A 21,837-nucleotide genomic window follows, 5' to 3' on the forward strand; every position below is an offset into this window, starting at 1 on the left:
CGCCGATCGACATGGCCGGCGCCGCCAACAGCCGGGGCGCCGAGGCGATCACCTCGAGCGGCTACGTTCCATGAGGACCTGTTCGCGCAGGATGTCGGCGTGCCCGCAGTGCTGGGCATGCTCGCGAAGCACGTGGAGCAGGATCCAGCGAACGCTCAACGGGCCGCGCCGGTTTCCTGACCAGATGGTGTCTCCGCCCACCCCGTCCACGGCGCGTCGCGATCGTTCGCAGGCGCGAGCGAAAACGTCGAGCACAGACGCCGACGTGTCGGCGTCCGTCAGGTCGAACGACTCGTCGGGCCCGGGCTGCAGGCCGAGTTCTGCACGGCTGCGCCCTGTACGGGCCTCCTCGAACCAGACCCGTTCGACGAACGTCGCGTGCTTCACCAGGCCGAGCAGCGTCGTCGTCGACGGGACGAGCCGACGTCGGGCCTCGGCCTCGCTCAACCCGTCGAGGGACGTAGCGATCATGGCACGGTGCTGGTCGATGAACACCCCGATCTGCTGCTCGAACGAAGCGTCGTAGACGTCGGGCGCGTCGGGGTTCGCCATCATCGTCCGAGTATCACACGGCGCCCAGCGCGGCTGAGCGCGTCAGCTCGCTGCTTCGCCGCGTGCTTTCTTGGCCCGGTCGACGCTGGCCTGCAGGGCGGCGAGCAGGTCGACGACCTCGGCGCTCTCCTCCGGCTTGTCTTCGGGTTCCTTGACCTCGCCGCCCGCGAGCTTGGCCTCGACGACCTCGCGCACGGCCTGCTCGTAGGTGTCCTCGTACGCCTCGGGGTCGAAGTCACCCGACAACGACTCGACGAGCATCGCCGCCATCGCCTGCTCCGAATCCGTCACCTCCGCCTTCGCCTCGAGGACGGCGAAGTCGGGCTCGCGCACCTCGTCGGGCCACAGCAACGTCTGCAGGACGATGGCCTTGCCCTCGACGCGCAGGACGGCCACCGTCACGCGCGTGCGCAACGACACCGTGACGACGGCGACGCGCCCGCTCTCCTCGAGCGCGCTACGCAGCAGGGCGTACGGCTTGAGTGCCGCCTTGTCGGGCTCGAGGTAGTAGACCTTGTCGAGCACGAGCGGGCTGATCTGCTCGGCCGGCACGAACCGGTCGACGGCGATCTCCTTGCTCGTGACGAGCGGCAGGTCGGCAAGGTCTGCGTCCGTCAGCACGACCATCTGCCCCTCGGGCGTCTCGTACCCCTTCGCGATGTCGCTGTAGGCGACCTGCTCGCCGTCGATCGAGCAGACACGCTGGTACTTGATGCGTCCGCCGTCCTTCTCGTGCACCTGACGGAACTGCACGTCGTGATTCTCCGTCGCCGAGTACACGCGTACCGGCACGTTGACGAGGCCGAAACTGACGGCACCCTTCCAGATCGCTCGCATGCCCTTCGCGCCCTTCTCGCTCGTGCGGTGTCACATCTAGGGTGAGCCTATGCGCCCGATGCTCGCGACACCGACACCTCACGTGCCGTGCGGGCCCGCGTGGCGCCACGAGGTGAAGTGGGACGGCATCCGCGCCATCGTCACCGTCCGCGGCGGTGAGGTGACGATCGCGACGCGCTCCGGCGCCGACTGCTCCGCGCGCTTCCCCGAGATCACCGGTTCACGCCTGCGCGACTTCGACGACCTCGTCCTCGACGGCGAGCTCGTCGCCCTGACGAACGGGCGGCCCGACTTCCGCGCCGTCATGCACCGACTCGCCCCCGGCGGCGGACGCTCACGCATGCGCGCCGCCAGCCCCGACGAAGCCGCGGCCCTCGCACGAACTCCTGTGCAGCTCATGACGTTCGACGTGCTGCGCGCCGCCGGGCACGACGTCATCACCCTGCCGTGGAGCGCGCGTCGTGAACTGCTCGACGGCGCCGGAATCGGTGGCTCGGGCGACGACGGATCGAGCGCCACGGCCTCCGCGATCCAGGTGTCGCCCGCGCATGACGACGGCGACGCGCTGCTCGCCGCGACCCGTGACGCGGGCCTCGAGGGCGTCGTCAGCAAGCGCGTCGATTCACCGTATCGCCCGGGCGTGCGCAGCGAGGACTGGCTCAAGAGCGTCCACCGCACCCGCGAGACGTTCGTCGTCCTCGGTTGGCGACCGGTCGACGGCACCGTCGGCGCGCTGGGCGCGATCCTCGTCGGCGAATGGGCCGACGGCGAGCTCGTCTATCGCGGACGCGTCGGCACCGGATTCTCGGCCGCGGCCGGGCGCGCGCTGCTCGAGTGGCTGACGCCGGCGCCCGAGCCGGCCGTGCCGCGCGATGCTCTCGCCGCGGAGGACGCCGTCGGCACCCACTGGGTGCGCCCCGAGATCCTCGTCGACGTCACCCACCTGGGGCGCAGCTCCGGCGGGCGGCTGCGTCAGCCCGCATACACCGGGCTGCGCCTCGACATCGCCGCACGTGAGGACGACGCATGAGCCCCGAGGTGAGCCCCACCGTCGTCGAGGTCGACGGGCGGACGCTGCGCCTGACGAATCTCGACAAGATCCTGTACCCCGCGACGGAGACGACGAAGGGTGAGGTACTGCACTATTACGCGAGCGTGGCACCGCGAATTCTCGCGCAGACGAAAGACCGGCCAGTCACCCGGCTGCGTTTTCCGCATGGTGTCGGAAAACTCGAGTTCTTCGAGAAGAACACCCCATCGGGCGCACCGCACTGGATCGAACGCGAAGAGATCGACAAGGTCACCTACCCGTTCGTCGATTCCGTCGCCGCTCTCAGCTATTTCGCGAACCTCGCCTCCCTCGAATTCCACACTCCCCAGTGGCGCTGGCGGGATGGCGAACGCGAAAATCCTGACCGCATCGTTCTCGACCTCGACCCGGGCGCTCCCGCGGGGCTCGACGAATGCGCCGCGGTCGCCGTCATGCTGCGCGAACTGCTCGGTTCTCTGGGCTGGCCCAGCGTTCCTGTCACCTCGGGCAGCAAAGGAATGCAGATCTACGCACGCCTCGACGGCACCCATTCGAGTGACGACATTCGCGAGTTCGCCCGCACCCTCGCGGAGAAGCTCACCGAGATGCGCCCCGAACTCATCACCGCGAAGATGACGAAATCACTACGCCCCGGCAAGGTGTTCATCGACTGGTCGCAGAACGTCGCGGCCAAGACGACCATCACCCCATGGTCGCTGCGTGGCCGCAACCGGCCGTTCGTCGCCACGCCGCGAACGTGGGACGAGATCGAGACGGCCCGCACCAAGCCCGGCTCCCTGCGGCAGCTCGACCTCCACGACGTGCTCGACGAACGACTCGACCGGCCCGACCCGATGGACGCCCTGCTCCGCTGAACGAATCAAACAACGAGACAAGAGCACGCAAGCGCGTCGAGCCGACACGACAGAAGGGCCCTGCACTTTCCACACGGAAAGCACATGGCCTCTCTGGAAGTTCTTCGCGCCGTGGCGAACGTCAGTTCTTCGTGGCGGCGTCGTAGGCCTTCATGAGGTCGGCCGAGACGCGGCCTCGGTCACTGACCGTCCAGCCGTTCGCGCGGCCCCAGTCACGAATGGCATTGAGGTCGGAACGACCACCGCCGCGCGTGGAGGACGCCTTCGACTGCTGCTTACGACCGCCGACCCGACGAGCGTGACCGACCCAGGTGGCGAGAGAATCACGCAGCTTGGCGGCGTTCTCGTCGGACAGGTCGATCTCGTAGTTCACACCGTCGAGGGCGAACTGGATGGTCTCGCTCGCGTCCGAGCCGTCGATGTCGTCTTCCAGCGTGACATGGATGCGCTGAGCCATGATCGGCTCCTTTCGAAGTGCGAATGATTCTGCCTCGCGGGGGCGAGGCGACGAACCCGACATTACCGTCCGATAAGCGAAAGAGCGAAACCCGGCAACCGATTTCGCTCTTTCCCCGAGTATTTTTTCAGACGCAATTCACGCGACTGGAATGGGGGCGATCATTCCGGGGGCGTCGTCGCGCGAGAACTCATCGTTCCGGGTGCAGCCTTCGGCAGGTGCGCATTCTGCAGACGCGCCTCCTCCTCGCCGGGCGCGACGGCACCCTTCGTCAGGTCGTGTTCGCGCTCCCATTGCGCCTGCGCGACGCGTTCACGCCGGTCGCCCTCCATGATGTGACGCAGGATGAGGTAGAACAGGCCGAGAATTCCGATCGACGGAATGAGCGTCTCGATGGCCGGCCACAGGCTGTCCACGGGCTCCACTTCCTTTCACGTGCAGCCGCGTCGCCGGGCCGCTCCAGGTGTTCAGTCTACGAGGCCGCGGTTCAGGCCTCGCGACCGCCGACGACGAGGGGGACGTTGTCGATCAACCGGGTCGTACCGACCTTGGCCGCGACGGCGAGCAGCGCCTCCCCGCGGAAGTACTCGGGCACCTGCTCCAACGTGACCGGGTCGACGAGCACGAGGTAGTCGACGAGGGCCAGCGGTTCGCGCACGAGGACGTCCCGCGCAGCGCGCCGTACAGCGGCAGGGCCGGAGTTACGAGCGGCCTCACCGGCCTGGAGGGCCTTCGACAGGCACAGCGCGACCTCACGGTCGGCGTCGCTCAGATAGGCGTTGCGGCTGCTGAGGGCGAGCCCGTCGGACTCGCGGACGGTCGGTACGCCGACGATCTCGACGGACATGTCGAGGTCACGCACCATGCGCTTGATGAGCAGCAACTGCTGCGCGTCCTTCTGGCCGTAGTAGGCGCGCGTCGGGTGCACGATGTTGAGCAGCTTGTTGACGACCGTCAGCATCCCGTCGAAGTGGCCGGGGCGCGACGCACCTTCGAGGACGCCGCCCAGCGGGCCCGCCGAGACGCGCACGCCCGGCTCACCGTCGGGGTAGACGACGTCAGGGCTCGGAGCAAACACGAGGTTGGCGCCCTCGCGCTCGCAGATCTCCAGGTCGCGCTGCAGCGTGCGGGGGTAGCGCGACAGGTCCTCCCCCGCCGCGAACTGCAGCGGGTTGAGGAAGATCGTGACGACGACGGCGTCGTTCTCCTCGCGCGCGCGACGGATCAGCGTCGCATGCCCCTCGTGCAGGGCCCCCATCGTCATGACGACGCCGACGCTGCCGCCGAGGCGGCCGCGGGCGTCGGCGAACTCGGTGCGGGCGTGGGTGACGACAGGTGCGGTCATGCGTGGCTCCCGGTGGCGTGGTCAGGGACGGGGCTCGAACCTGACGGGGTGGGTGTCGGAGATTGTGGAGGAACGATCGGAGCGGACGGATCAGGGCGTCGGGGGCTCGGGGCCCACCCCGCCCTGGTCTGGTGGCCCGCCGCGCCCCTCGAGCGCGGTGAGGACGGCGTCGATCTGCATCGGGGTGAGAGCGCCGCGCGCCGAGCTGCGTTGCGCGGTCGCGAGCGCGAGCGCGCGGTAGGTCGGGGGAATGTCGAGTGCCACACCAGTGTGGGCGAGCGCCTCGAGCATGTCGAGGTGACGCGTCAACGTGCCCGCGTCGCCGCGCGCGACGGGGCCCGTCAGCGCCTTGTCGCCGCGTTCGAGGGCGTTGTCGAGCGCGGCCTCGAGCAGCGGACGCAGCAGGCGGCCCGGGTCGTCGACGTCGATGCGGCGCAGCAGCTCGCCGGCCTGCGCGACGAGGGTGACGAGGTGGTTCGAGCCGTGCGCGAGCGCCGCGTGGTACTGCGTGCGATCGGCCTCGTCGACGGTGAACGGCTCGCCGCCCATGTCGAGCACGAGCGCGTCGGCGACCATGCGGTGGTCGGGCATCGCCGTGACGGCGAACGGGCAGCCGGCGAGGCGCGTCAGGTCGACCGCGGTGCCGCTGAACGTCATCGCCGGGTGGATCGCGAGCGGCACCCCGCCGGCCTCGACGACGGGCGCGAGCACGCCGATGCCCTGCGCGCCGCTCGTGTGGACGACGATGCGTGGGCCGAGTGTGCCGGGGAAGTCGAGGCCGTGGACCAGAGCGGCGAGTTCGTCGTCGGGCACGGTGAGCAGGACGAGATCGGCGGCCGCTGCGACGCCGGCCGGCTGCTGGACGGGGACTCCGGGCAGCAGCGCCTCAGCCCTCTCGCGGCTCGCCTCGGACACACCGCTGACGGCGACGACGTCATGCCCCGCCTTGCGCAACGCCGCCCCCAGCACCGCACCGACTCGCCCCGCACCGATGACGCCGACGCGCAGGCTCGGCGCACCCGGGAGCGGGGTCGGCTGCTCGAAAGTCACCCGCCCAACGCTACTCCCGTCCGCGAGGTCCTCGAATCACTGCGGGGCCGTGTGCTCGGTGAGGGATGCGCGTTGGTCACTCGACGGGGGCGCCCGGCGCTCGATGCGTGCGTTTCGGGCCGCTCGACGGGACGCGGCGTCGCACGTCGGGCCGTCAGTGCGGGCGACTCGTTTCGATGCGCTGCCGGCGCTCAGGCGCGGGGCAGTCGCTCGATCAGATGCGTCAGCTCACGTCGCGAACAAACGCGGACGATCGGCAGCTGAGGTCGTCGAGCTGCGACGTCGCCGATGAGCCCCCGGTAGCGCGCGTGGCCCTGCCACGACCAGCGCACGATGTGCTCGGGGTCGGTGAAGAAGGTGCGCAGAGGGCCTTCGGTGTTCCCGTTCCACAGTTCTTGGCGAAACAGACGTCGCCGCAGCGTCCGGCTGACGACCTGCCGCGTCACGGTGCCGCGCGGCAGATCGAGCCAGATGAGCAGTTCGGCGCGCTCGGCGAGCAGGCCACGCACCTCGCTGTATTGCCACTCGGTGACCCACGCCTCGGTCGCGACGAACCGCGCGACGTCGTCATGAAACTGCGGGCGCGGTTGCCACCCGGGGCCGTGGAACAGCGCGTCTATCTCATGATGCGGCACCCCGATCCGATCGCTGACGAGCGCACACGCCGTCGTCTTGCCGCTGCCCGACGGCCCCGCGATGATGACGCGTCGCGCCGGCGGCAGGTCGGCGTCGAGCGAGAGGAAGGGCATGGCCCCATTCTGCCGCTGTCATGGTCGGCACATGGGCGGTCGACGCGTGGGCGCGACGTAGAGTCGCGACGTGACGCAGCAGTTCGAGAACTCCGACATGCCGGTGAGCCACGCGGTGCCGTGGCGCGACGCCTGGCAGGCCGCGCTCTACGGCCGTGACGGTTTCTATCGACGTGACGAGGGCCCCGGGGGCCATTTTGCGACGAGCGCGCAGGGCATTCCCGGCGTCGATGAGGTGCTCGCGCAGGCGATCGTCGCCATGGCCGAACGCATCGACGCGGACGTTGTCGTCGACTTCGCCTGCGGCCGTGGCGAACTGCTGGCCACCATCAGCCGGTTCGTCGATGACGTCGACCTCGTGGGCGTTGACGTCGTCGAGCGTCCGCCCGAACTCAGCAGCCGCATCGCCTGGGTGCGTTCTGCGGGAGGGGCGTCGATTCCGTCGCTCGACGTCATCGCAGGTCGTCGGGCGTTCGTCGTCGCGCACGAGTGGCTCGACGTCGTGCCGTGCGACATCGCGGAGGCTGACGACGACGGTGTCCTGCGCGAGGTACTCGTCACGCTCGACGGGGACGAGACGCTAGGTGCCCCACTCCCTCCCGACGCCGCCCGGTGGGCCGCCCGTCATGCCCCAACGGCGATGCCTGTCCACGTCGGCGATCTTCGTCCACATTCGTCGGCGGCCCAGCCCACGATCGATGCCCCCGACGATCCGCCGCCCCACCCCGTGCTTGACGACGCCCTACCTCCGGCCGATGGCCGCGATAACGCCAGCCGTCGCGAACCCGGCGAGCGCGTCGAGATCGGCATGACGCGTGATGCGGCCTGGACGGCGCTCGTCGCGGAGGTGACGCGTCATGCCGCGGCTGGCAGCGTCGTGGTCGGAATCGACTACGCGTCCACGAGCGGTACGCGGCCGCCGTTCGGCACCCTCACCGGCTTCCGTGACGGCAGCGAGTGCGCGCCCGTTCCCGACGGTTCGTGCGACGTGACGGCGCACGTCGCGCTCGATTCCCTCGATGTCGACGACGTGCGCACCCAGCGCGACGTACTGCTCGAACTGTTCGGCGAGCTGGCCCTGGAACCCGTTCCGCTCGCCCTCGCCTCGAGCGACCCACCCGTCTACCTCGCTCGCCTCGCGGCCCGCTCGGCGCTCGCGACGGCCACGCATCCGGGTGGCCTCGGAGCCTTCGCGTGGTTCACGCGCACGATCGGCTGACGCGGCCGCCGCCACCCTCGACCACCCGCAAACGCCCGTCGTGCCGGGTTGTCGCCCCCGCCTGGCACGATCAGCCTCGAGACGCGCCACCTGGCCGCGTCCGGCGAGGGGGAGTCGAACGGCCCACAGCAGCAACGCTTCCGGCGGCGCGAGTCGCGCGACCGAGGCACCCGGCGGGAAAAGTCGAGGCCCGGCCGCGAGCGAACAGGACGCGTCCAGCACCCAGGAGGCGACGTACGAGGATCGCGGCGACGCCGGGTACAAGCAGTCCCTCGGCCACCTGCAGATCCAGATGATCGCCGTCGGCGGCGCCATCGGGGTCGGGCTGTTCCTCGGCTACCGGCGCGCGGTCGCGCGCGGCGACGCTCACGTCGTCGACTTCCGCCTGCCCGGCGCGCCCGTCACGACGTGGATCTGCATCGTCTCCCTCGTCGCCGTCGCGCTCTACGTCATGCTCGACTTCAGTTCGGCGAATTGGTACTACAACCTCGTCGCGGGCGTGCTCATGCTCGTCGGCACGAACGTCGGCTACGAAATCTCGCGACAGCGCCTCGCGCGCAACGGGCTGCCCGACCTCGGCTAAGGTGCTGACGACTGACGCGGCATCGACAGGGCCGAACGGAGCCGAGCGTCAGGACACCGATTCGGCCGCCTTGCGCGCGCGATAGGCGGCGACGTTGGCGCGGTTTCCGCACCCGCGATCGCAGTAGCGGCGGGAGCGGTTCTTCGACAGGTCGACGAGCACTCCCCCGCAGTCACCGGCGCACATCTTGAGGCGGTCGAGTTCGTCGGCGCGGATGACGTCGACGAACGCCATGACGGCGTCGACCGCCATGCGGCTCGCCAGTGGCGCGTCGGACGGCGTCGCGTGCAGGTGGTAATCCCACTCGTCGTGACGCACGAGTTGCGGCAGCGCACGGTACTGCAGCATCACCTCGTTGACGAACGCGACGAGTTCGTCGCGCGACAGTGACCACGCCTCGAGGAATCGGGGGCGCAGGGCGCGCACCTCGTCGAGTTCGGCGTGCGTGCGCTCGTGCGTGCCGGTGTACCCCCAGGACTCGACGAAGGCGTCGAGGTCGGCGATCTCGGTGAGGGTGTCGTCGGGCGTGGCGGTGTTGACGAGCGCGGCGACGGACAGCAGACCGTCCTCCGTGTCATGACCAAAGGGCATTTTGACTCCTGACCTCTTCCAGGTCTAACGTAACCGGTGTTCCTGGTTTTTACCACTTACGCGAGAGTTGGAGGTGTTCCCCCATGGCTCCCAGCCAGATCGCACACGACATCGAGCCCATCCCCGTCGCCACCCGCAGGCGCGCGGGCCGATCCGGCGCGATGTCCCACACGAGCATGGGCCTCATCATCGCCATTGTCTCGTGTGCGGCGTTCGGCACGTCCGGTTCGTTCGCGAAGGCACTGCTCGGCTCCGGGTGGACGCCCGTCACGGCCGTCGCGGCCCGCATCAGCATCGCAGCGCTCGCGCTCGCCATCCCGACGGCGATGGCGCTGAGTGGGCGCTGGCACGTGCTGCGCGACAACATCAAGCCGATCGTGCTCTACGGCATCTTCGGCGTCGCCGGCTGCCAGCTGTTCTACTTCAACGCCGTCACGCACGTCAGCGTCGGTGTCGCACTGCTCATCGAGTACCTCGCGCCGATGCTGCTCGTCGGCTGGGCGTGGGCGCGCTACGGCCGCACGCCGCGGCGCTTGACGATCGCCGGGACGGCTGCGGCCATCGTCGGGCTGCTGTTCGTGCTCGACGTGTTCAACGGTTTCAGCGTCGACCCCATCGGCATCGCGTGGGCGCTGGGCGCCGCGCTGTGCCTGACGGTGTACTTCGTCATCGCGGGCGACGAGGAGTCGGAGCTGCCCCCGATCGCACTCGCCGGTGGCGGCATGAGCGTCGGCGCCGTCATCCTGCTCGCGATGTGCGCACTCGGCGTGCAGCCGGTCTCGGTGAGCACCGCCGACGTCACGTTCGCCGGTTCGCAGATGCCGTTCTGGGTGCCGGTGCTCGGCCTCGCGCTCATCGCTGCGGCCCTCGCCTACGCGACGGGCATCTACGCCGCCCGCGCACTCGGCACGACGGTCGCGTCGTTCATCTCGCTGCTCGAGGTGCTGTTCGCCGTCGCCTTCGCGTGGATGTTCGTCGGCGAGGCCCCGACGCTCGTCCAGGTCGTCGGCGGCGCGTTCATCGTCGGCGGTGTCGTGCTCGTGCGTCTCGACGAGTCGCGTCACGCGGAGAGCTTCGGCCCCGTCGTCGCGGCCGAGCACGACGCCGAGATCGAACGCTGGCTCGACGACGTCCGCCCCACGCGCGACGAAGAGTGCGTCACGCGCTGAGCCGCTGAGGGCCTATGGCCGCACGACGCTGTCGCCTCGGCCCCTCGGCCCGGAATCGACACGAGGTGCGCAACCCACCGGGGTTGCGCACCTCGGAGCCGAAACGCCGCCATGCGCGATTACAGCCCTGAAGGACCGCGCTGAGAGCCGAAAGCCCGCATGGTGGAGTTTCAGCCCCCACCCGACGTTCGCGCACCGCACTGGGCGCACGCGCCCGAGGCTCCCCACCACGCCGATATACCGACGCGCCGCGCACGGCCCCGCCATGATGGCCCCGGCGCTACTCGCGACGTCAGTCCTCAGCCGCAACTCGGCCACCACGGCCACCACGGCCCCCAGGTCACCTCGCCACGTCGTCGTCTGCCACGTCGTCACGCCTCGCCGCCCACGTGCCCCACTCCATCAGGGCGCGGCGCCGCGGCGGGCGTCGTCGCGTTTGGCAAACTGGGGGCATGTCGTCTCCTGCGTCGTCCCCGCGTGAACTCACCGTCGGCATGGGCGCGGGTGGGCTCGCGACGTCGGACATGGTGCTCAACATCGGCCCGCAGCATCCGGCGACACATGGCGTGCTGCGCCTACGCATCACGCTCGACGGTGAGCGCATCACGAAGTGCGAGCCGATCGTCGGGTACATGCACCGCGGCGCGGAGAAGTTGTTCGAGGTGCGCGACTACCGTCAGATCCTCGTGCTCGCGAACCGTCACGACTGGCTGTCGGCGTTCAGCAGTGAGATCGGCGTGGCCCTCGCCGTCGAGAAGATGCTGGGCATGGAGGTGCCTGAGCGCGCGACGTGGACGCGGACGCTGCTCTCCGAATTGAATCGCGTGCTCAATCACCTCATGTTCCTCGGTTCGTATCCACTCGAATTGGGCGCCATCACGCCGATGTTCTACGTGTTCCGTGAGCGCGAAGAGCTGCAGGGCGTCATGGAGGAAATCGCGGGCGGCCGCCTGCATTACATGTTCAACCGCGTCGGCGGCCTGCGCGACGACATTCCGGCCGGGTGGCTCGATCGCGCCGCGGCGGCCGTTTCTCTCGTGCGTTCACGCATGCCGGAGATCGAGAGCTTCATCGTCGGTAATCCGATCTTGAATGCGCGGACGAAGGGCGTTGGCGTCGTTTCTCGCGAGATGGTCGAGCAGTACGGCATCACCGGGCCGATCGCGCGCGCGTCGGGCGTCGACGTCGACCTGCGCCGCGACGACCCATATCTCGCCTACGGAGAGCTGTTCGCTCCGGGCGGGCCGGGGCGCGTCATCACGCGCTCCCAGGGTGATTCGCTGGCTCGTCTCGAGGTGTTGCTCGATCAGACGCATGTGTCGCTCGATCTCGCGGACGCCTGCATCGAAGTGCTGCGGAGCTTGCCGCCGGGGCCGGTGAACGTGAAGTTGCCGAAGGTGCTGAAGGTGCCTGAGGGCGATGGGTATGTGGCGACGGAGAATCCGCTCGGTTTCAACGGGTATTACATCGTGTCGCGCGGTGAGAAGACGCCGTGGCGGTTGAAGTTGCGTTCGGCGTCGTTCAACAACATGGCGTGCCTCGGCGAGGTGATGAGGGGGCAACTCTTGGCCGACATGGTGGCGATCTTGGGGTCGATGTTCTTTGTGGTCGGGGATATAGACAAATGAGTCCCGCCGAGCGGAGCTGAGGCCGACGTCGGAGCTTGCGGAGCATGCCGGCCTTGGCGCAGCGAGGTGGGTCTCATTTATCAATCAGATATCGACAAGTAGATGCAGCCCTTGCGCACGGTACGGGCCCGGCCTGAGCGCCAGGCAGCGACACCGCCCCATCGTTCGTCCGAGCCACGCCGGATCGCGCGGCCCTCTTCTCGCGCACCGAGAAAACCTACGCTTCCGTAGGTGAACCGCCGCAAAAGCGATGTGTGTCACGTCACACGGGGTTACGCTCAGGTAGGGCCTGCGCCCGTCGACCCCCTGTTTCGACCCTCAGGAGTTGTTTTCCATGAGCAAGCACTCAGTTCGCCCCGCCTCTCGCACCCGCCGCGGTCTTGCATCGATTGGCGCCCTCAGCCTCGTCGGCGGCGCCTCCCTCATCGGTGTCGCAGCCATGGCGCCGAGCGCCAGCGCGGCCACGGAACTCGTCTACACGTGCAACACGGCCGTCGGCGACAAGGACGTCACCGTCGCCATCGACACCAACGCTCCGACGAGCGGCACCGTCGGTTCGCCCATCACCGTCTCGAAGGTCACGGGCCAGATCACGCTGCCGGGCGACCTCGGCAACGCGATGGCCGGTTTCCTCGGCTGGAACTACGTCAGCGGGTCGACGCCCAACACGGTGACGATCGCGGGCCCCGACGGCACGACCACGCAGGACGTGCAGCTGACGACCGCGAAGACGCACATCTTCAACAACGGCTGGGTCAACGACGGCACCTACGGCGGTTTCGGGCCCGACGGCCACCTCGTGCTGCCCCTGGCAGGCTCGCCCGACACAACGATGACGCCGAAGAACGCCGGTACGTACACGATCTCGGCGCCTGACACGTTCATGTCCACGTTCACGGGCACCAAGGCGGACGGAACAACTGCGTCCCTCGACAGCGCCTGCACCTACAAGAGCGGCACGAAGGTCGTCGACTCCATCACGGTGACGGCTTCGGCCCCTTCGACCTCGACCACGCCGACGAGCCCGACCACGGAGCCCACCAGCCCGACGACGTCGCCCACCACGTCGACGGAACCCACGAGCCCCACGACGTCGCCCACCACGTCGACGGAACCCACGAGCCCCACGACGTCGCCCACCACGTCGACGGAACCCACGAGCCCGACGACGAGCACGTCGCCGACGACGTCGACCTCGCCCACCACGTCGACGAGTCCCACGACGAGCGCGAGCACCAGCCCGACGGCGCCGTCCACGAGCACGGCCAGCTCCACGGCGATGCCGTCGCCGTCGCACACGACGGGCGGCGGTGAGGGCCCGAAGGTCGACACCGACTACGTCGGCCACGACTCGATGAACCTCGCCGGCATCGGCCTCGCTGCGGCGGGTGTCGTCGCCATCGGCGGCGCGGCGTTCGCCGGACGTCGAGAGAACTGACGTCGGCCGGCGGGCCTCAGCACCCGCGCCCCGCATGACGATGAGGCCCGTTCACCACGAACGGGCCCCATCGGCATGCGGCCGGCTGTGAAGCGGCCGCGAACTCTTGACCACCTGCGCGGTTCACGGTCGACGCGTGCAGCCGTCCACCGATCCACCCTGCAAGGAAGCGGGCTTGCGCGTCAGCGTTCGTCGTCGGGAATCGTGCACCAACGCTGCACGACGAACCCCAGCACGCTGAGCACGACGGAGCTGACGACAAGCACCCCGAGCAGCAGCACGGCCGAACGGACCGAGGGCACGCTGAGGCGCGCGAGCTGGGTGACGGCCTGCCCCGCATACCATCCGGCGAGGATGCCGCCACCGATGGCGGCCGTCTGCGAGAGCACGACGATACGTCGGGCCGTGTCGGGCGCCACCGTCTCGCGCCCCTGGACGACGGCTGCGGCGGCCGCGCGGATCTCGCTCTCGTCGGACCCGGCGCGGCGCGCGGCGTCCGCTTCCTTCTTCGCCTTCGTGCGGGCGCGCACCTCGTCGCGGATGCGCCATCCGCCTGCGACGAGCAGCCCGCACGCCGCGAGGACGACGAGCACCTCCCACCACGAGTGCTGCGGCACGGCGCGCCCACTGTTGCGCATCAGCTGCAGGAGGCCGCCGCTGATGAGCGCGACGAGCAGCCCCGCGACGACGGCGGTGACCGGTCGGACGGGCTTCATGTCAGGCCTTCCTCGAGGTCGATGTGGTCGTCGTCGTCCCACGACGGGCCGCGGCGCACCCCGGACGCATCGACGCGCTGCACGGCGTCGAGCAGCGGCAGGACGCCGTCAGGGGTGCGCACCGCCATCCACGGCGCCGCCTGGGCCCACGGGACGAGCACGAACGCGCGCTCATGAGCCCGCGGGTGCGGCAGGGCGAGGGGCGACCATGACGCGTCCGCCGCGCCGGCCTGCACCCCGTCGCGCTCGTCGGCGAGCACGATCTCGTCCTCGCGACCGGCCTCGCCGAGCGTCACGACGTCGAGGTCGAGGGTGCGCGCGCCCCAGCGCTCACCGCGGACGCGGCCGTGATCGGCTTCGATGCGATGCAGCTCGCGGATGAGATGCCCCGGCGCGAGGCGGGTGACGCCGACCACGACGGCGTTGAGGTAGTCGGGCTGCGCGACGCCCCCGACGGGGTCGGTCTCGACGAGGGGCGACACCTGGGTCACCTCGAACCCCTCGAGCGCCCGCAGCGAGTCGAGCGCCGCGCGCAACGTCGCGACCCGCCGTCCGAGGTTCGTGCCCATCGCGATGACGACGCGGCGGCGCTGCTCGCGGCGAACGCTCACCGACGGGCCTGCCAACACCCCGGTCGACGGAGTGAACGCGACACCTGCGGGAGCGTGCGGCTTGTGGACGGTGACGTCGACCGCCTCGACGATCTCCCACGCGAGGCAAGCGTCGGCGACGCGCTCGGCGAGCGTCTCGATGAGATCGACCGGCTCGCCGGAGCACACCTCGACGGCGCGCGCGGCGACGTCGGCGTACGACAGCGACGCCTCGAGATCGTCGCTGCGGCCCGCGGGGCCCAGGTCGGCCTCGAGGCTGATGTCGAGCACGAACGGCTGGGGGATGCGCTTCTCGAAGTCGAGCACGCCATGGCACGCCGTCACGGCGAGGCCGGTGAGGGTGATTCGGTCACTCATCGGGGCATACCTCCGCTCACTCGCTCCCCGGACGACCGAGGCGCCACGGCCCTGCGCGCCGTGGCGACGACGTCGAGCGCTGCGAGCGTCGACGGGACGTCATGCACGCGCACCCCCCATGCGTCGTGCTGTGCGGCGAGGACGCTGGTCGCCGCCGTCGCGGCGTCGCGCGCGGCGGGCGGGACGGACGCGCCGTCCGCGATGAGCTGCGGCGTCCGCCCTGCGACGCCGAGAAAACTCTTGCGCGACGTGCCCCACAGCACCGGCAGCCCGTCGACGTCGAACTCGCCCATGCGCGCGAGCAGTTCCCAGTTCTGCTCGGCCGTCTTCGCGAACCCGAAGCCGGGGTCGACGACGAGCCTGCCGTCGCGGACGCCGGCCTCCCGCAGCGCGGCCACGGACTCGGCCAGCTCGCGACACACATCCGTGACGATGTCGTCGTACGCGGTGTGCTGCTGCATGTCGACGGAGTGCCCGCGCCAGTGCATCGCGACGAACGTCGCGTCACTCGCGGAGGCGACGTCGCGCATCGCTGGGTCGGCGAGCGCGCCGCTGACGTCGTTGATGATGTCCGCTCCGGCAGCGACGGCGGCCTCGGCGACACTCGCGCGCATCGTGTCGACACTCACGCGCGCACCCGCGGCGGCCAGTTCACGCACGACGGGGATGACGCGTCGGGCCTCCTCGTCAGCGCTGGGACGCTGGGCTCCCGGACGGGTCGACTCGCCGCCGACGTCGAGGATGTCGGCGCCCTGCGCCACCAGCTGCAGGCCGTGCTCGACCGCGGCGGCCGCGTCGAACCAGCGTCCGCCGTCGCTGAACGAGTCGGGCGTGACGTTGACGACTGCCATGACGAGCGGACGCCGCACCGGTCCATCCGCACGCGGCGACGAACCGTCGAGCGCATTGCCGTTCGAATCACCTGGAGACGAACGATCCGTGCGCGTCTCACTCATGCGTTCCTCCGACGAGTGCGTCACTTGCCCATGACGAGGCTCATCGCCTCGGCGCGGGTCGCGGGGTTGCGCAGTTGGCCGCGGACGGCCGAGGTGATCGTGCGCGCGCCCGGCTTGCGGATGCCACGCATCGACATGCACAGGTGCTCGGCTTCGATGACGACGATGACGCCCTGCGCGTCGAGGTGTTCGACGAGCGCGTCGGCGATCTGTGTCGTCAGCCGCTCCTGAACCTGCGGGCGCTTCGCGAACACGTCGACGAGCCGCGCGAGCTTGCTCAGCCCCGTCACCCGGCCGGACGTGGACGGGATATACCCGACGTGCGCGACGCCGTGGAACGGCACCAGGTGATGCTCACACGTCGAGTAGACCTCGATGTCGCGCACGAGGATGAGCTCTTCGTGGTCGACGTCGAACGTCTTGACGAGCACGTCCTCGGGGTTCTGTCGCAGGCCCGCGAAGATCTCCGCGTAGGCGCGTGCCACGCGGGCGGGCGTCTCGACGAGCCCCTCGCGGTCGGGGTTCTCCCCGACCGCGAGCAGGATCTCGCGGACGGCCGCTTCGAGGCGCGCAAGGTCGACCTCGGCGCCGACCACGTCGTGCGTCTCAGCCACGGCGCTCAGTCACCCAGGCCAGGCCCGACGTCGCTGGGGCCCTGCAGGCCAGGGCCGGCCGGCGGCTGCGGCGGGTAGAGGCTGATCTCGCCGTCGGGACGCTCGTCGGCGTGCGGGTTCTTGCCGAGGTCGATAGCGCGCTGTTCGGCGGGCGTCATGACCGGGCCGCGCGTGCTGACGTGGCGCTGTTCGCTCGAGAGCCACACCTCACGCACCGGCTCCTTGCGCACGGCGGAGAAGATCTCAGCCAGGCGCGGCGCGTCGAGGGTCTCCTTCTCGAGCAGTTCGAGCACGAGGGCGTCGAGGATGTCGCGGTTGTTGTTGAGCGCGCGCCAGGCCTCGTCGTGTGCGCCCTCGATGAGCTTGCGGACCTCGACGTCGACCATCGCGGCGACCTGCTCGGAGTACTCGCGGTTGTTGCCGCCCATGTCGCGGCCGAGGAAGACCTCGCCGCCGGAGTTGCCGAGGTGCACGGCGCCGACGTTCTCGCTCATGCCGAACTGCGTCACCATCTTGCGGGCGATGTCGGTGGCCTTCTCGATGTCGTTGCTCGCACCGGTGCTCGGGTCGTGGAACACCATCTCTTCGGCGACACGGCCGCCGAGGGCGTACGCGAGCTGGTCGAGCAGTTCGTTGCGCGTCGTCGAGTACTTGTCGTCGGTCGGCAGCACCATCGTGTAGCCCAGCGCGCGCCCGCGCGGCAGGATCGTGATCTTGCTGACCGGGTCGGTGTTGTTCATCGCGGCGGCGACGAGGGCGTGGCCACCCTCGTGGTACGCGGTGACCTTGCGCTCCTTCGCGCTCATCGGGCGCGACTTCTTCTGCGGGCCGGCCATGACGCGGTCGATCGCCTCGTCGAGGGCCTCGTTCGTGATGATCGTGCCGTTGGTGCGCGCGGTGAGCAGCGCAGCCTCGTTGAGCACGTTCTCGAGCTCGGCGCCGGAGAAGCCCGGTGTGCGGCGCGCGACCGACATGAGGTCGACGTCCTTCGCCATCGGCTTGCCCTGGGCGTGCACCTGCAGGATGTGGTGGCGGCCGCCCATGTCGGGCGCCTCCACCGCGATCTGACGGTCGAAACGGCCGGGACGCAGCAGTGCCGGATCGAGGATGTCGGGGCGGTTGGTCGCCGCGATCAGGATGACGCGCGTGCGGTCGTCGAAGCCGTCCATCTCGACGAGGAGCTGGTTGAGCGTCTGCTCACGCTCGTCGTGGCCTCCGCCCAGGCCGGCGCCGCGGTGGCGGCCGACGGCGTCGATCTCGTCGACGAAGATGATGGCGGGGCTGTTCTCCTTGGCCTGCGCGAACAGGTCACGCACACGGCTCGCACCAACACCGACGAACATCTCGACGAAGTCAGAACCTGAGATCGTGTAGAACGGCACGTTCGCCTCGCCGGCGACGGCGCGTGCGAGCAGCGTCTTGCCCGTGCCGGGCGGGCCGTACAGCAGCACGCCCTTGGGGATCTTGGCGCCGATCTTCTCGTACTTCTCGGGGTCGGCGAGGAAGTCCTTGATCTCCTTGAGTTCCTCGACTGCCTCGTCGGCGCCCGCGACGTCGCTGAACTTCGTCGTCGGCATGTCCTTGCTGTGCAGCTTCGCCTTCGACTTGCCGAACTGCATGACCTTCGAACCGCCGCCCTGGGCCTGGCTCATGAGGAACCAGAACAGACCGACGAGCAGCAGGATCGGCAGGATGTTCATCAGTAGGGTGACGAAGATGCCCTGACGCTGCGGGTCGTCCGTGTATCCCTTCGGGGGCGTGTGCGCGCTCAGGGAGTCGACGACCTGCTTGCCGCGCGCGTCGACGTAGTCGGCCTCGACGCGCTTGACGTCCTTGAGCTTGCCGATGTCCTGCTTGTCCTTCAGCGTCAGACTGACGCTGTCGGGCGTGACCTTCGCACTCTCGACCTTTTCGGCGTTGATGAGGGAAATGGCCTGCGAGGTGTCGATGCGCGAATACCCGCCGATGTTGCTGAACATGTAGAACAGCAGAGCCACGGCGAGCGCGAGGACCACGTACAGGCCCGGCGTGCGCATGATTTTCTTAGCGTTCATCTGTTTGCGGGGCGAGCCCCGACCCTCTCATCGAAGAAGTGCCAGTCAACAAACCGCCAACGCGCGGCGCGGCGGCGATGTTCCCGCTCCCTGCGCGCGACGACAGCAGATGCGTCTCGATAGGACAGTGTGACCCACTGAACGCGCCGCTGCGCCGCGGGTTCGCGCACAGCGCAACCGTGCGTCGTCCGGCGCGGCCGGTGGCGACGCCGGCGTCAGCGCCGCGAGGACGCTCGATCAGGAGTACACGTGCGGCGCGAGCGTGCCGATGTCGCGCAGGTTGCGGAACTTCTCGTCGAAGTCGAGCCCGTAGCCGACGACGAAGGAGTTGGGGATGTCGAATCCGACGTACTTGCAGTCGATCTCGACCTTCGCAGCCTCCGGCTTGCGCAGCAGCGTGCAGATCTCGACCGACGCGGGGTTGCGCGACTCGAGGTTGCTGCGGATCCAGCTCAGCGTCAGGCCGGAGTCGATGATGTCCTCGACGATGAGGACGTGGCGGCCGGAGATGTCGGCGTCGAGATCCTTGAGGATGCGCACGACGCCGGAGCTCTTCGTCCCCGAGCCGTAGGAACTGACGGCCATCCAGTCCATCGGCACCGAGCCCGGCAGCGCTCGCATGAGGTCGGCCATGACGAGGATTGCGCCCTTGAGCACGCCGACGAGCAGCACGTCCTTGCCCTCGTAGTCACGCCAGATCTGCGCAGCGAGCTCTTCGAGCTTCGCGTGAATCTGTGCCTCGGTGAACAACACGTTCTCGAGGTCGTTTCCCATCTGGGAAGAGTCCATCACCGGCTCCTCGTCGTCTCTGCCGGTCTTGCCGGCGCTCGCCACCGCGCGTGCTCGCGGGCGGCCGTCCACGTCATTCTCCCTTGCGGCGTGGGCTGATGGTCATCTCGCCCCCGACGCGTCGAACCTCAACGCTACCCGGGACGTCGATCGGCCCCTGCCCCGACCAGGCGACGAGCAGCCGTTCGACGTCGAACAGGTGCCCGCTCGACAGTTCGGCGTCGCGGGCGCCGTGCAGGACGAGGAGGCGGCGCAGCGCGCGGATGCGCAGCGCCGGGTCGAGCCCGGCCAGCGCCTCGACACTCCACGTCGCGGGCCAGGCTCGGGCGTCGTCGGTGCCCGCGGAGCGTGCGAGCGCCTCGTCGGCGAGGCGGTCGAGCAGGTCGGCGTCGCGGCCGGCGGCCGCTGCCGTGCGGAACAGGCTGCGGCGCAGTGTCGGTGCCGCGAGTTCACGTTCGAGTGCCGCGAGGGTGTGGCGCGCGCGCACCCGGCTGAAGGCCGGGTCGTCGTTGTGCGGGTCGTGCCATGGTTCGAGGCCGAGCGCTTCGCAGGCGAGCTCGGTGTCGACGCGCCGCACCGGCCCACCTGGCACGATCTCGGGGCCGAGCAGGAACGGTCGCAGCAGGCGCGCACGGTCGGCGCGCATGCCGGCGAGCGCTCGGGTGCCGCTGCCGCGCATGAGGCCGAGCAGCACCTGTTCGGCCTGGTCGTCGGCCGTGTGCGCGAGTACGGCGCGCGCCGCGCCCACTGCGTCCGCGACGTCGAACAGCGCTCGACGACGGGCCGCGCGGGCCGCCGCTTCGAGCCCTTCCGGCGCGTCCGCGTCGACGATGACGGCGACGGTGCGCACGTCGTCGTCCGCGAAGCCGAGCTGGTCGACGCAGGCGCGGCGCGCGCGTTCGGCGACGTCCGCCGAGCCCGCTTGCAGCCCGTGGTCGACGATGACGACGTCGACCGCGACGCCCTGCTTCGGCGCCTCGAACGCGAGGGCCGCGGCGAGCGCCATGGAGTCGGCTCCCCCGCTGACGCCGGCGACGACGCGCCGCTCACCCGCGGCATCACTCGAGAACGTGCGCTGCAGCGCGGTGCGGACGGCGAGGCGCGTCAGAGCGACGCTGGGGTGCGGGCCACTCATCGGAACAGCGACCCGTGGATGCGTTCGACCCACAGCTGAGGGCGCTGGATCTCGGCGGGCGTCGGCAGGTTCTCGGGGGCGGCCCAGACGGCGTTGAAACCGTCGATTCCCACCTTTTCCTGCACGCCGCGCACGAACGCTGCGCCGTCACGGTACTGGCGCATCTTGGCCTCGAGGCCCATGAGGCGTCGCAGCAGCTTGTCGATGTTGCCGAGACCGGCGCGGCGGTCGCCGAAGCGGGCGCGGATCGTCTCGACGCTCGGCACGATCTGCGGGCCTACGTCGTCCATGACGACGTCGGCGTGGCCTTCGAGCAGGGACATGACGGCGGCGAGATCGGCCATGCGCGTGCGTTGTTCGGGGGTGGCGAAGATGTCGCTCAGCCCCATCGAGCCCTCCTTGAACGCCTCGGGCACACGTTTGGCGATCTCGCCGACGCGTGTCGCCATCTCCTCGGGCGTCGGCGCCATGTCGACCAGCAGGTCTCGGGCGGCGCAGACGACGTGCTCGCGTAGCCAGGGCACGGCGGTGAACTGCACGCGGTGCGCTTCTTCGTGCAGGCACACCCAGAGGCGGAAGTCGTGCGGGTCGACGTCGAGTTCGCGTTCGACCTGGACGATGTTGGGCGCCACGAGCAGGAGCGACGGCGTGCCGCCGGGTGCGATGTCGTACTGACCGAGCACCTTGCCCGACATGAACGCCATGAGCCCGCCGACCTCTCCCCCGCTCACCTTGGCGGTGATGGCGCGCGCGACCGGCCCGGCGGCGCGTTTGGCGGTGATCTTGTCGACGACGGGCGCGATCATCCCGTCGAGGGAGGCGATGTTGACGTCGACCCACGCGCTGCGGTCGACGACGCGCACCGCGCCGATGTCGTCGGGCGTGACGAGCTGCGCCGTCTGCGCGACTGGATCGTGGGCGCGGCAGGCGGCGTCACGCAGTTCGGCGACGGCGTCGCTCGCCTCGGCAGCACTGAGGCGCGGGCCGCCACGATGCAGTTTCTTGCCCGTCGTCGCGGCGAAACGCCAGTCGATGTAGCTCGGTTCACCCATGCTGCTCACGCTACCGCGCAGCGCCGACAG

23 protein-coding genes are annotated in these 21,837 nt (G+C 69.6%); 7 read left to right on the forward strand and 16 right to left on the reverse strand.

From position 1 onward, the window contains the following. Positions 1 to 48: 48 nt before the first annotated feature. Both HMPREF0321_RS02610 and HMPREF0321_RS02615 read right to left on the reverse strand, forming a co-directional pair. Entirely contained in the window at positions 49 to 555 is a 507-nt protein-coding gene (locus HMPREF0321_RS02610) for a DinB family protein (RefSeq protein WP_006943948.1), read from the reverse strand. A 39-nt stretch (positions 556 to 594) separates the two neighbouring features. Then, complete coding sequence (locus HMPREF0321_RS02615; RefSeq protein WP_006944046.1) at positions 595 to 1,389, reverse strand: Ku protein; 795 nt, start codon at positions 1,387 to 1,389, stop codon at positions 595 to 597. A gap of 49 nt (positions 1,390 to 1,438) precedes the next feature. Here HMPREF0321_RS02615 and ligD (HMPREF0321_RS02620) point away from each other — a divergent pair, with 49 nt between their 5' ends. Further along, positions 1,439 to 2,419: a non-homologous end-joining DNA ligase gene (ligD, locus tag HMPREF0321_RS02620; RefSeq protein ID WP_006943935.1), complete on the forward strand. Its 981-nt coding sequence runs from the start codon at positions 1,439 to 1,441 to the stop codon at positions 2,417 to 2,419. Further along, positions 2,416 to 3,294: a non-homologous end-joining DNA ligase gene (gene ligD / locus HMPREF0321_RS02625; protein WP_006944050.1), complete on the forward strand. Its 879-nt coding sequence runs from the start codon at positions 2,416 to 2,418 to the stop codon at positions 3,292 to 3,294. The genes ligD (HMPREF0321_RS02620) and ligD (HMPREF0321_RS02625) overlap by 4 nt, the downstream gene beginning before the upstream one ends. A gap of 121 nt (positions 3,295 to 3,415) precedes the next feature. On the opposite strand, the gene HMPREF0321_RS02630 is transcribed toward ligD (HMPREF0321_RS02625), so the two are convergent. The 5 genes from HMPREF0321_RS02630 to HMPREF0321_RS02650 all read right to left on the reverse strand — a co-directional run bounded on the left by HMPREF0321_RS02630 (position 3,416) and on the right by HMPREF0321_RS02650 (position 6,895). Then, the gene (locus HMPREF0321_RS02630) at positions 3,416 to 3,751 is read right to left on the reverse strand and encodes an Lsr2 family protein (RefSeq protein ID WP_006943971.1); all 336 of its coding nucleotides are present in this window, start codon (positions 3,749 to 3,751) and stop codon (positions 3,416 to 3,418) included. Positions 3,752 to 3,912: 161 nt separating this feature from the next. Further along, on the reverse strand, positions 3,913 to 4,167 hold the full coding sequence (locus tag HMPREF0321_RS02635; RefSeq protein ID WP_038569485.1) for a hypothetical protein: 255 nt from the start codon (positions 4,165 to 4,167) through the stop codon (positions 3,913 to 3,915). Positions 4,168 to 4,238: 71 nt separating this feature from the next. Continuing rightward, complete coding sequence (panC, locus tag HMPREF0321_RS02640) at positions 4,239 to 5,096, reverse strand: pantoate--beta-alanine ligase (RefSeq protein WP_006943928.1); 858 nt, start codon at positions 5,094 to 5,096, stop codon at positions 4,239 to 4,241. A 90-nt stretch (positions 5,097 to 5,186) separates the two neighbouring features. Then, positions 5,187 to 6,146 carry a Rossmann-like and DUF2520 domain-containing protein gene (locus HMPREF0321_RS02645; RefSeq protein ID WP_006943972.1) on the reverse strand — a complete coding sequence of 320 codons (960 nt, stop codon included), beginning with the start codon at positions 6,144 to 6,146 and terminating at the stop codon, positions 5,187 to 5,189. A 191-nt stretch (positions 6,147 to 6,337) separates the two neighbouring features. Further along, positions 6,338 to 6,895 carry a hypothetical protein gene (locus tag HMPREF0321_RS02650; protein WP_006943968.1) on the reverse strand — a complete coding sequence of 186 codons (558 nt, stop codon included), beginning with the start codon at positions 6,893 to 6,895 and terminating at the stop codon, positions 6,338 to 6,340. Positions 6,896 to 6,965: 70 nt separating this feature from the next. Here HMPREF0321_RS02650 and HMPREF0321_RS14625 point away from each other — a divergent pair, with 70 nt between their 5' ends. After that, entirely contained in the window at positions 6,966 to 8,114 is a 1,149-nt protein-coding gene (locus HMPREF0321_RS14625; RefSeq protein ID WP_006944054.1) for an SAM-dependent methyltransferase, read from the forward strand. A 292-nt stretch (positions 8,115 to 8,406) separates the two neighbouring features. Beyond that, entirely contained in the window at positions 8,407 to 8,697 is a 291-nt protein-coding gene (locus tag HMPREF0321_RS02665) for a hypothetical protein (RefSeq protein ID WP_006944037.1), read from the forward strand. Between the two features lie 48 nt (positions 8,698 to 8,745). Here HMPREF0321_RS02665 and HMPREF0321_RS02670 read toward each other — a convergent pair whose 3' ends face one another. After that, positions 8,746 to 9,288 (reverse strand): CGNR zinc finger domain-containing protein, encoded by a 543-nt coding sequence (locus HMPREF0321_RS02670; RefSeq protein WP_006943974.1) that lies wholly within the window; start codon positions 9,286 to 9,288, stop codon positions 8,746 to 8,748. An 83-nt stretch (positions 9,289 to 9,371) separates the two neighbouring features. Here HMPREF0321_RS02670 and HMPREF0321_RS02675 point away from each other — a divergent pair, with 83 nt between their 5' ends. From HMPREF0321_RS02675 to HMPREF0321_RS16330, 3 genes are all read left to right on the forward strand, one after another. Next, entirely contained in the window at positions 9,372 to 10,457 is a 1,086-nt protein-coding gene (locus HMPREF0321_RS02675) for a DMT family transporter (protein ID WP_006943939.1), read from the forward strand. A gap of 452 nt (positions 10,458 to 10,909) precedes the next feature. Beyond that, a complete protein-coding gene (locus tag HMPREF0321_RS02680; RefSeq protein WP_006944020.1) occupies positions 10,910 to 12,085 on the forward strand; it encodes an NADH-quinone oxidoreductase subunit D in 1,176 nt (391 codons plus the stop codon). 334 nt (positions 12,086 to 12,419) lie between these two features. Beyond that, the gene (locus HMPREF0321_RS16330) at positions 12,420 to 13,523 is read left to right on the forward strand and encodes a DUF6801 domain-containing protein (protein WP_006944052.1); all 1,104 of its coding nucleotides are present in this window, start codon (positions 12,420 to 12,422) and stop codon (positions 13,521 to 13,523) included. A 182-nt stretch (positions 13,524 to 13,705) separates the two neighbouring features. Here the strand turns inward: HMPREF0321_RS16330 and HMPREF0321_RS14635 are convergent, their stop codons facing one another. From HMPREF0321_RS14635 to HMPREF0321_RS02725, 8 genes are all read right to left on the reverse strand, one after another. Further along, positions 13,706 to 14,239 carry a DUF3180 domain-containing protein gene (locus HMPREF0321_RS14635; protein ID WP_006944007.1) on the reverse strand — a complete coding sequence of 178 codons (534 nt, stop codon included), beginning with the start codon at positions 14,237 to 14,239 and terminating at the stop codon, positions 13,706 to 13,708. Beyond that, entirely contained in the window at positions 14,236 to 15,207 is a 972-nt protein-coding gene (folK, locus tag HMPREF0321_RS02695; RefSeq protein ID WP_006944019.1) for a 2-amino-4-hydroxy-6-hydroxymethyldihydropteridine diphosphokinase, read from the reverse strand. The genes HMPREF0321_RS14635 and folK overlap by 4 nt, the downstream gene beginning before the upstream one ends. Continuing rightward, on the reverse strand, positions 15,204 to 16,163 hold the full coding sequence (folP, locus tag HMPREF0321_RS02700; protein ID WP_139023532.1) for a dihydropteroate synthase: 960 nt from the start codon (positions 16,161 to 16,163) through the stop codon (positions 15,204 to 15,206). The genes folK and folP overlap by 4 nt, the downstream gene beginning before the upstream one ends. Before the next feature lie 20 nt (positions 16,164 to 16,183). Next, positions 16,184 to 16,777: a GTP cyclohydrolase I FolE gene (gene folE, locus HMPREF0321_RS02705; protein ID WP_006944026.1), complete on the reverse strand. Its 594-nt coding sequence runs from the start codon at positions 16,775 to 16,777 to the stop codon at positions 16,184 to 16,186. A gap of 5 nt (positions 16,778 to 16,782) precedes the next feature. Further along, on the reverse strand, positions 16,783 to 18,831 hold the full coding sequence (gene ftsH / locus HMPREF0321_RS02710) for an ATP-dependent zinc metalloprotease FtsH (RefSeq protein WP_006944042.1): 2,049 nt from the start codon (positions 18,829 to 18,831) through the stop codon (positions 16,783 to 16,785). A 237-nt stretch (positions 18,832 to 19,068) separates the two neighbouring features. Next, positions 19,069 to 19,620 carry a hypoxanthine phosphoribosyltransferase gene (hpt, locus tag HMPREF0321_RS02715; RefSeq protein ID WP_038571717.1) on the reverse strand — a complete coding sequence of 184 codons (552 nt, stop codon included), beginning with the start codon at positions 19,618 to 19,620 and terminating at the stop codon, positions 19,069 to 19,071. A 73-nt stretch (positions 19,621 to 19,693) separates the two neighbouring features. Beyond that, positions 19,694 to 20,755: a tRNA lysidine(34) synthetase TilS gene (gene tilS, locus HMPREF0321_RS02720; RefSeq protein ID WP_006943953.1), complete on the reverse strand. Its 1,062-nt coding sequence runs from the start codon at positions 20,753 to 20,755 to the stop codon at positions 19,694 to 19,696. Further along, positions 20,752 to 21,807 carry a zinc-dependent metalloprotease gene (locus HMPREF0321_RS02725; protein ID WP_006944029.1) on the reverse strand — a complete coding sequence of 352 codons (1,056 nt, stop codon included), beginning with the start codon at positions 21,805 to 21,807 and terminating at the stop codon, positions 20,752 to 20,754. Before HMPREF0321_RS02725 ends, tilS begins: the two co-directional genes overlap by 4 nt. Positions 21,808 to 21,837 lie beyond the last annotated feature (30 nt).

The sequence above is a fragment of the Dermacoccus sp. Ellin185 genome, from assembly GCF_000152185.1.
GTDB lineage: Bacteria > Actinomycetota > Actinomycetes > Actinomycetales > Dermatophilaceae > Dermacoccus > Dermacoccus nishinomiyaensis.

Excerpts from the sequence above, each read along its gene's own strand:
- ligD (WP_006943935.1), top strand. The coding sequence starts at position 1,439 with ATGCGCCCGATGCTCGCGACACCGACACCTCACGTGCCGTGCGGGCCC.
- ftsH (WP_006944042.1), bottom strand. The coding sequence starts at position 18,831 with ATGAACGCTAAGAAAATCATGCGCACGCCGGGCCTGTACGTGGTCCTC.
- HMPREF0321_RS02610 (WP_006943948.1), bottom strand. The coding sequence starts at position 555 with ATGATGGCGAACCCCGACGCGCCCGACGTCTACGACGCTTCGTTCGAG.
- HMPREF0321_RS02650 (WP_006943968.1), bottom strand. The coding sequence starts at position 6,895 with ATGCCCTTCCTCTCGCTCGACGCCGACCTGCCGCCGGCGCGACGCGTC.
- folK (WP_006944019.1), bottom strand. The coding sequence starts at position 15,207 with ATGAGTGACCGAATCACCCTCACCGGCCTCGCCGTGACGGCGTGCCAT.
- ligD (WP_006944050.1), top strand. The coding sequence starts at position 2,416 with ATGAGCCCCGAGGTGAGCCCCACCGTCGTCGAGGTCGACGGGCGGACG.
- panC (WP_006943928.1), bottom strand. The coding sequence starts at position 5,096 with ATGACCGCACCTGTCGTCACCCACGCCCGCACCGAGTTCGCCGACGCC.
- HMPREF0321_RS02665 (WP_006944037.1), top strand. The coding sequence starts at position 8,407 with ATGATCGCCGTCGGCGGCGCCATCGGGGTCGGGCTGTTCCTCGGCTAC.
- hpt (WP_038571717.1), bottom strand. The coding sequence starts at position 19,620 with ATGGACTCTTCCCAGATGGGAAACGACCTCGAGAACGTGTTGTTCACC.
- HMPREF0321_RS16330 (WP_006944052.1), top strand. The coding sequence starts at position 12,420 with ATGAGCAAGCACTCAGTTCGCCCCGCCTCTCGCACCCGCCGCGGTCTT.
- HMPREF0321_RS14635 (WP_006944007.1), bottom strand. The coding sequence starts at position 14,239 with ATGAAGCCCGTCCGACCGGTCACCGCCGTCGTCGCGGGGCTGCTCGTC.
- tilS (WP_006943953.1), bottom strand. The coding sequence starts at position 20,755 with ATGAGTGGCCCGCACCCCAGCGTCGCTCTGACGCGCCTCGCCGTCCGC.
- HMPREF0321_RS02630 (WP_006943971.1), bottom strand. The coding sequence starts at position 3,751 with ATGGCTCAGCGCATCCATGTCACGCTGGAAGACGACATCGACGGCTCG.
- HMPREF0321_RS02680 (WP_006944020.1), top strand. The coding sequence starts at position 10,910 with ATGTCGTCTCCTGCGTCGTCCCCGCGTGAACTCACCGTCGGCATGGGC.
- folP (WP_139023532.1), bottom strand. The coding sequence starts at position 16,163 with ATGAGTGAGACGCGCACGGATCGTTCGTCTCCAGGTGATTCGAACGGC.
- HMPREF0321_RS02670 (WP_006943974.1), bottom strand. The coding sequence starts at position 9,288 with ATGCCCTTTGGTCATGACACGGAGGACGGTCTGCTGTCCGTCGCCGCG.
- HMPREF0321_RS02675 (WP_006943939.1), top strand. The coding sequence starts at position 9,372 with ATGGCTCCCAGCCAGATCGCACACGACATCGAGCCCATCCCCGTCGCC.
- HMPREF0321_RS02725 (WP_006944029.1), bottom strand. The coding sequence starts at position 21,807 with ATGGGTGAACCGAGCTACATCGACTGGCGTTTCGCCGCGACGACGGGC.
- HMPREF0321_RS02615 (WP_006944046.1), bottom strand. The coding sequence starts at position 1,389 with ATGCGAGCGATCTGGAAGGGTGCCGTCAGTTTCGGCCTCGTCAACGTG.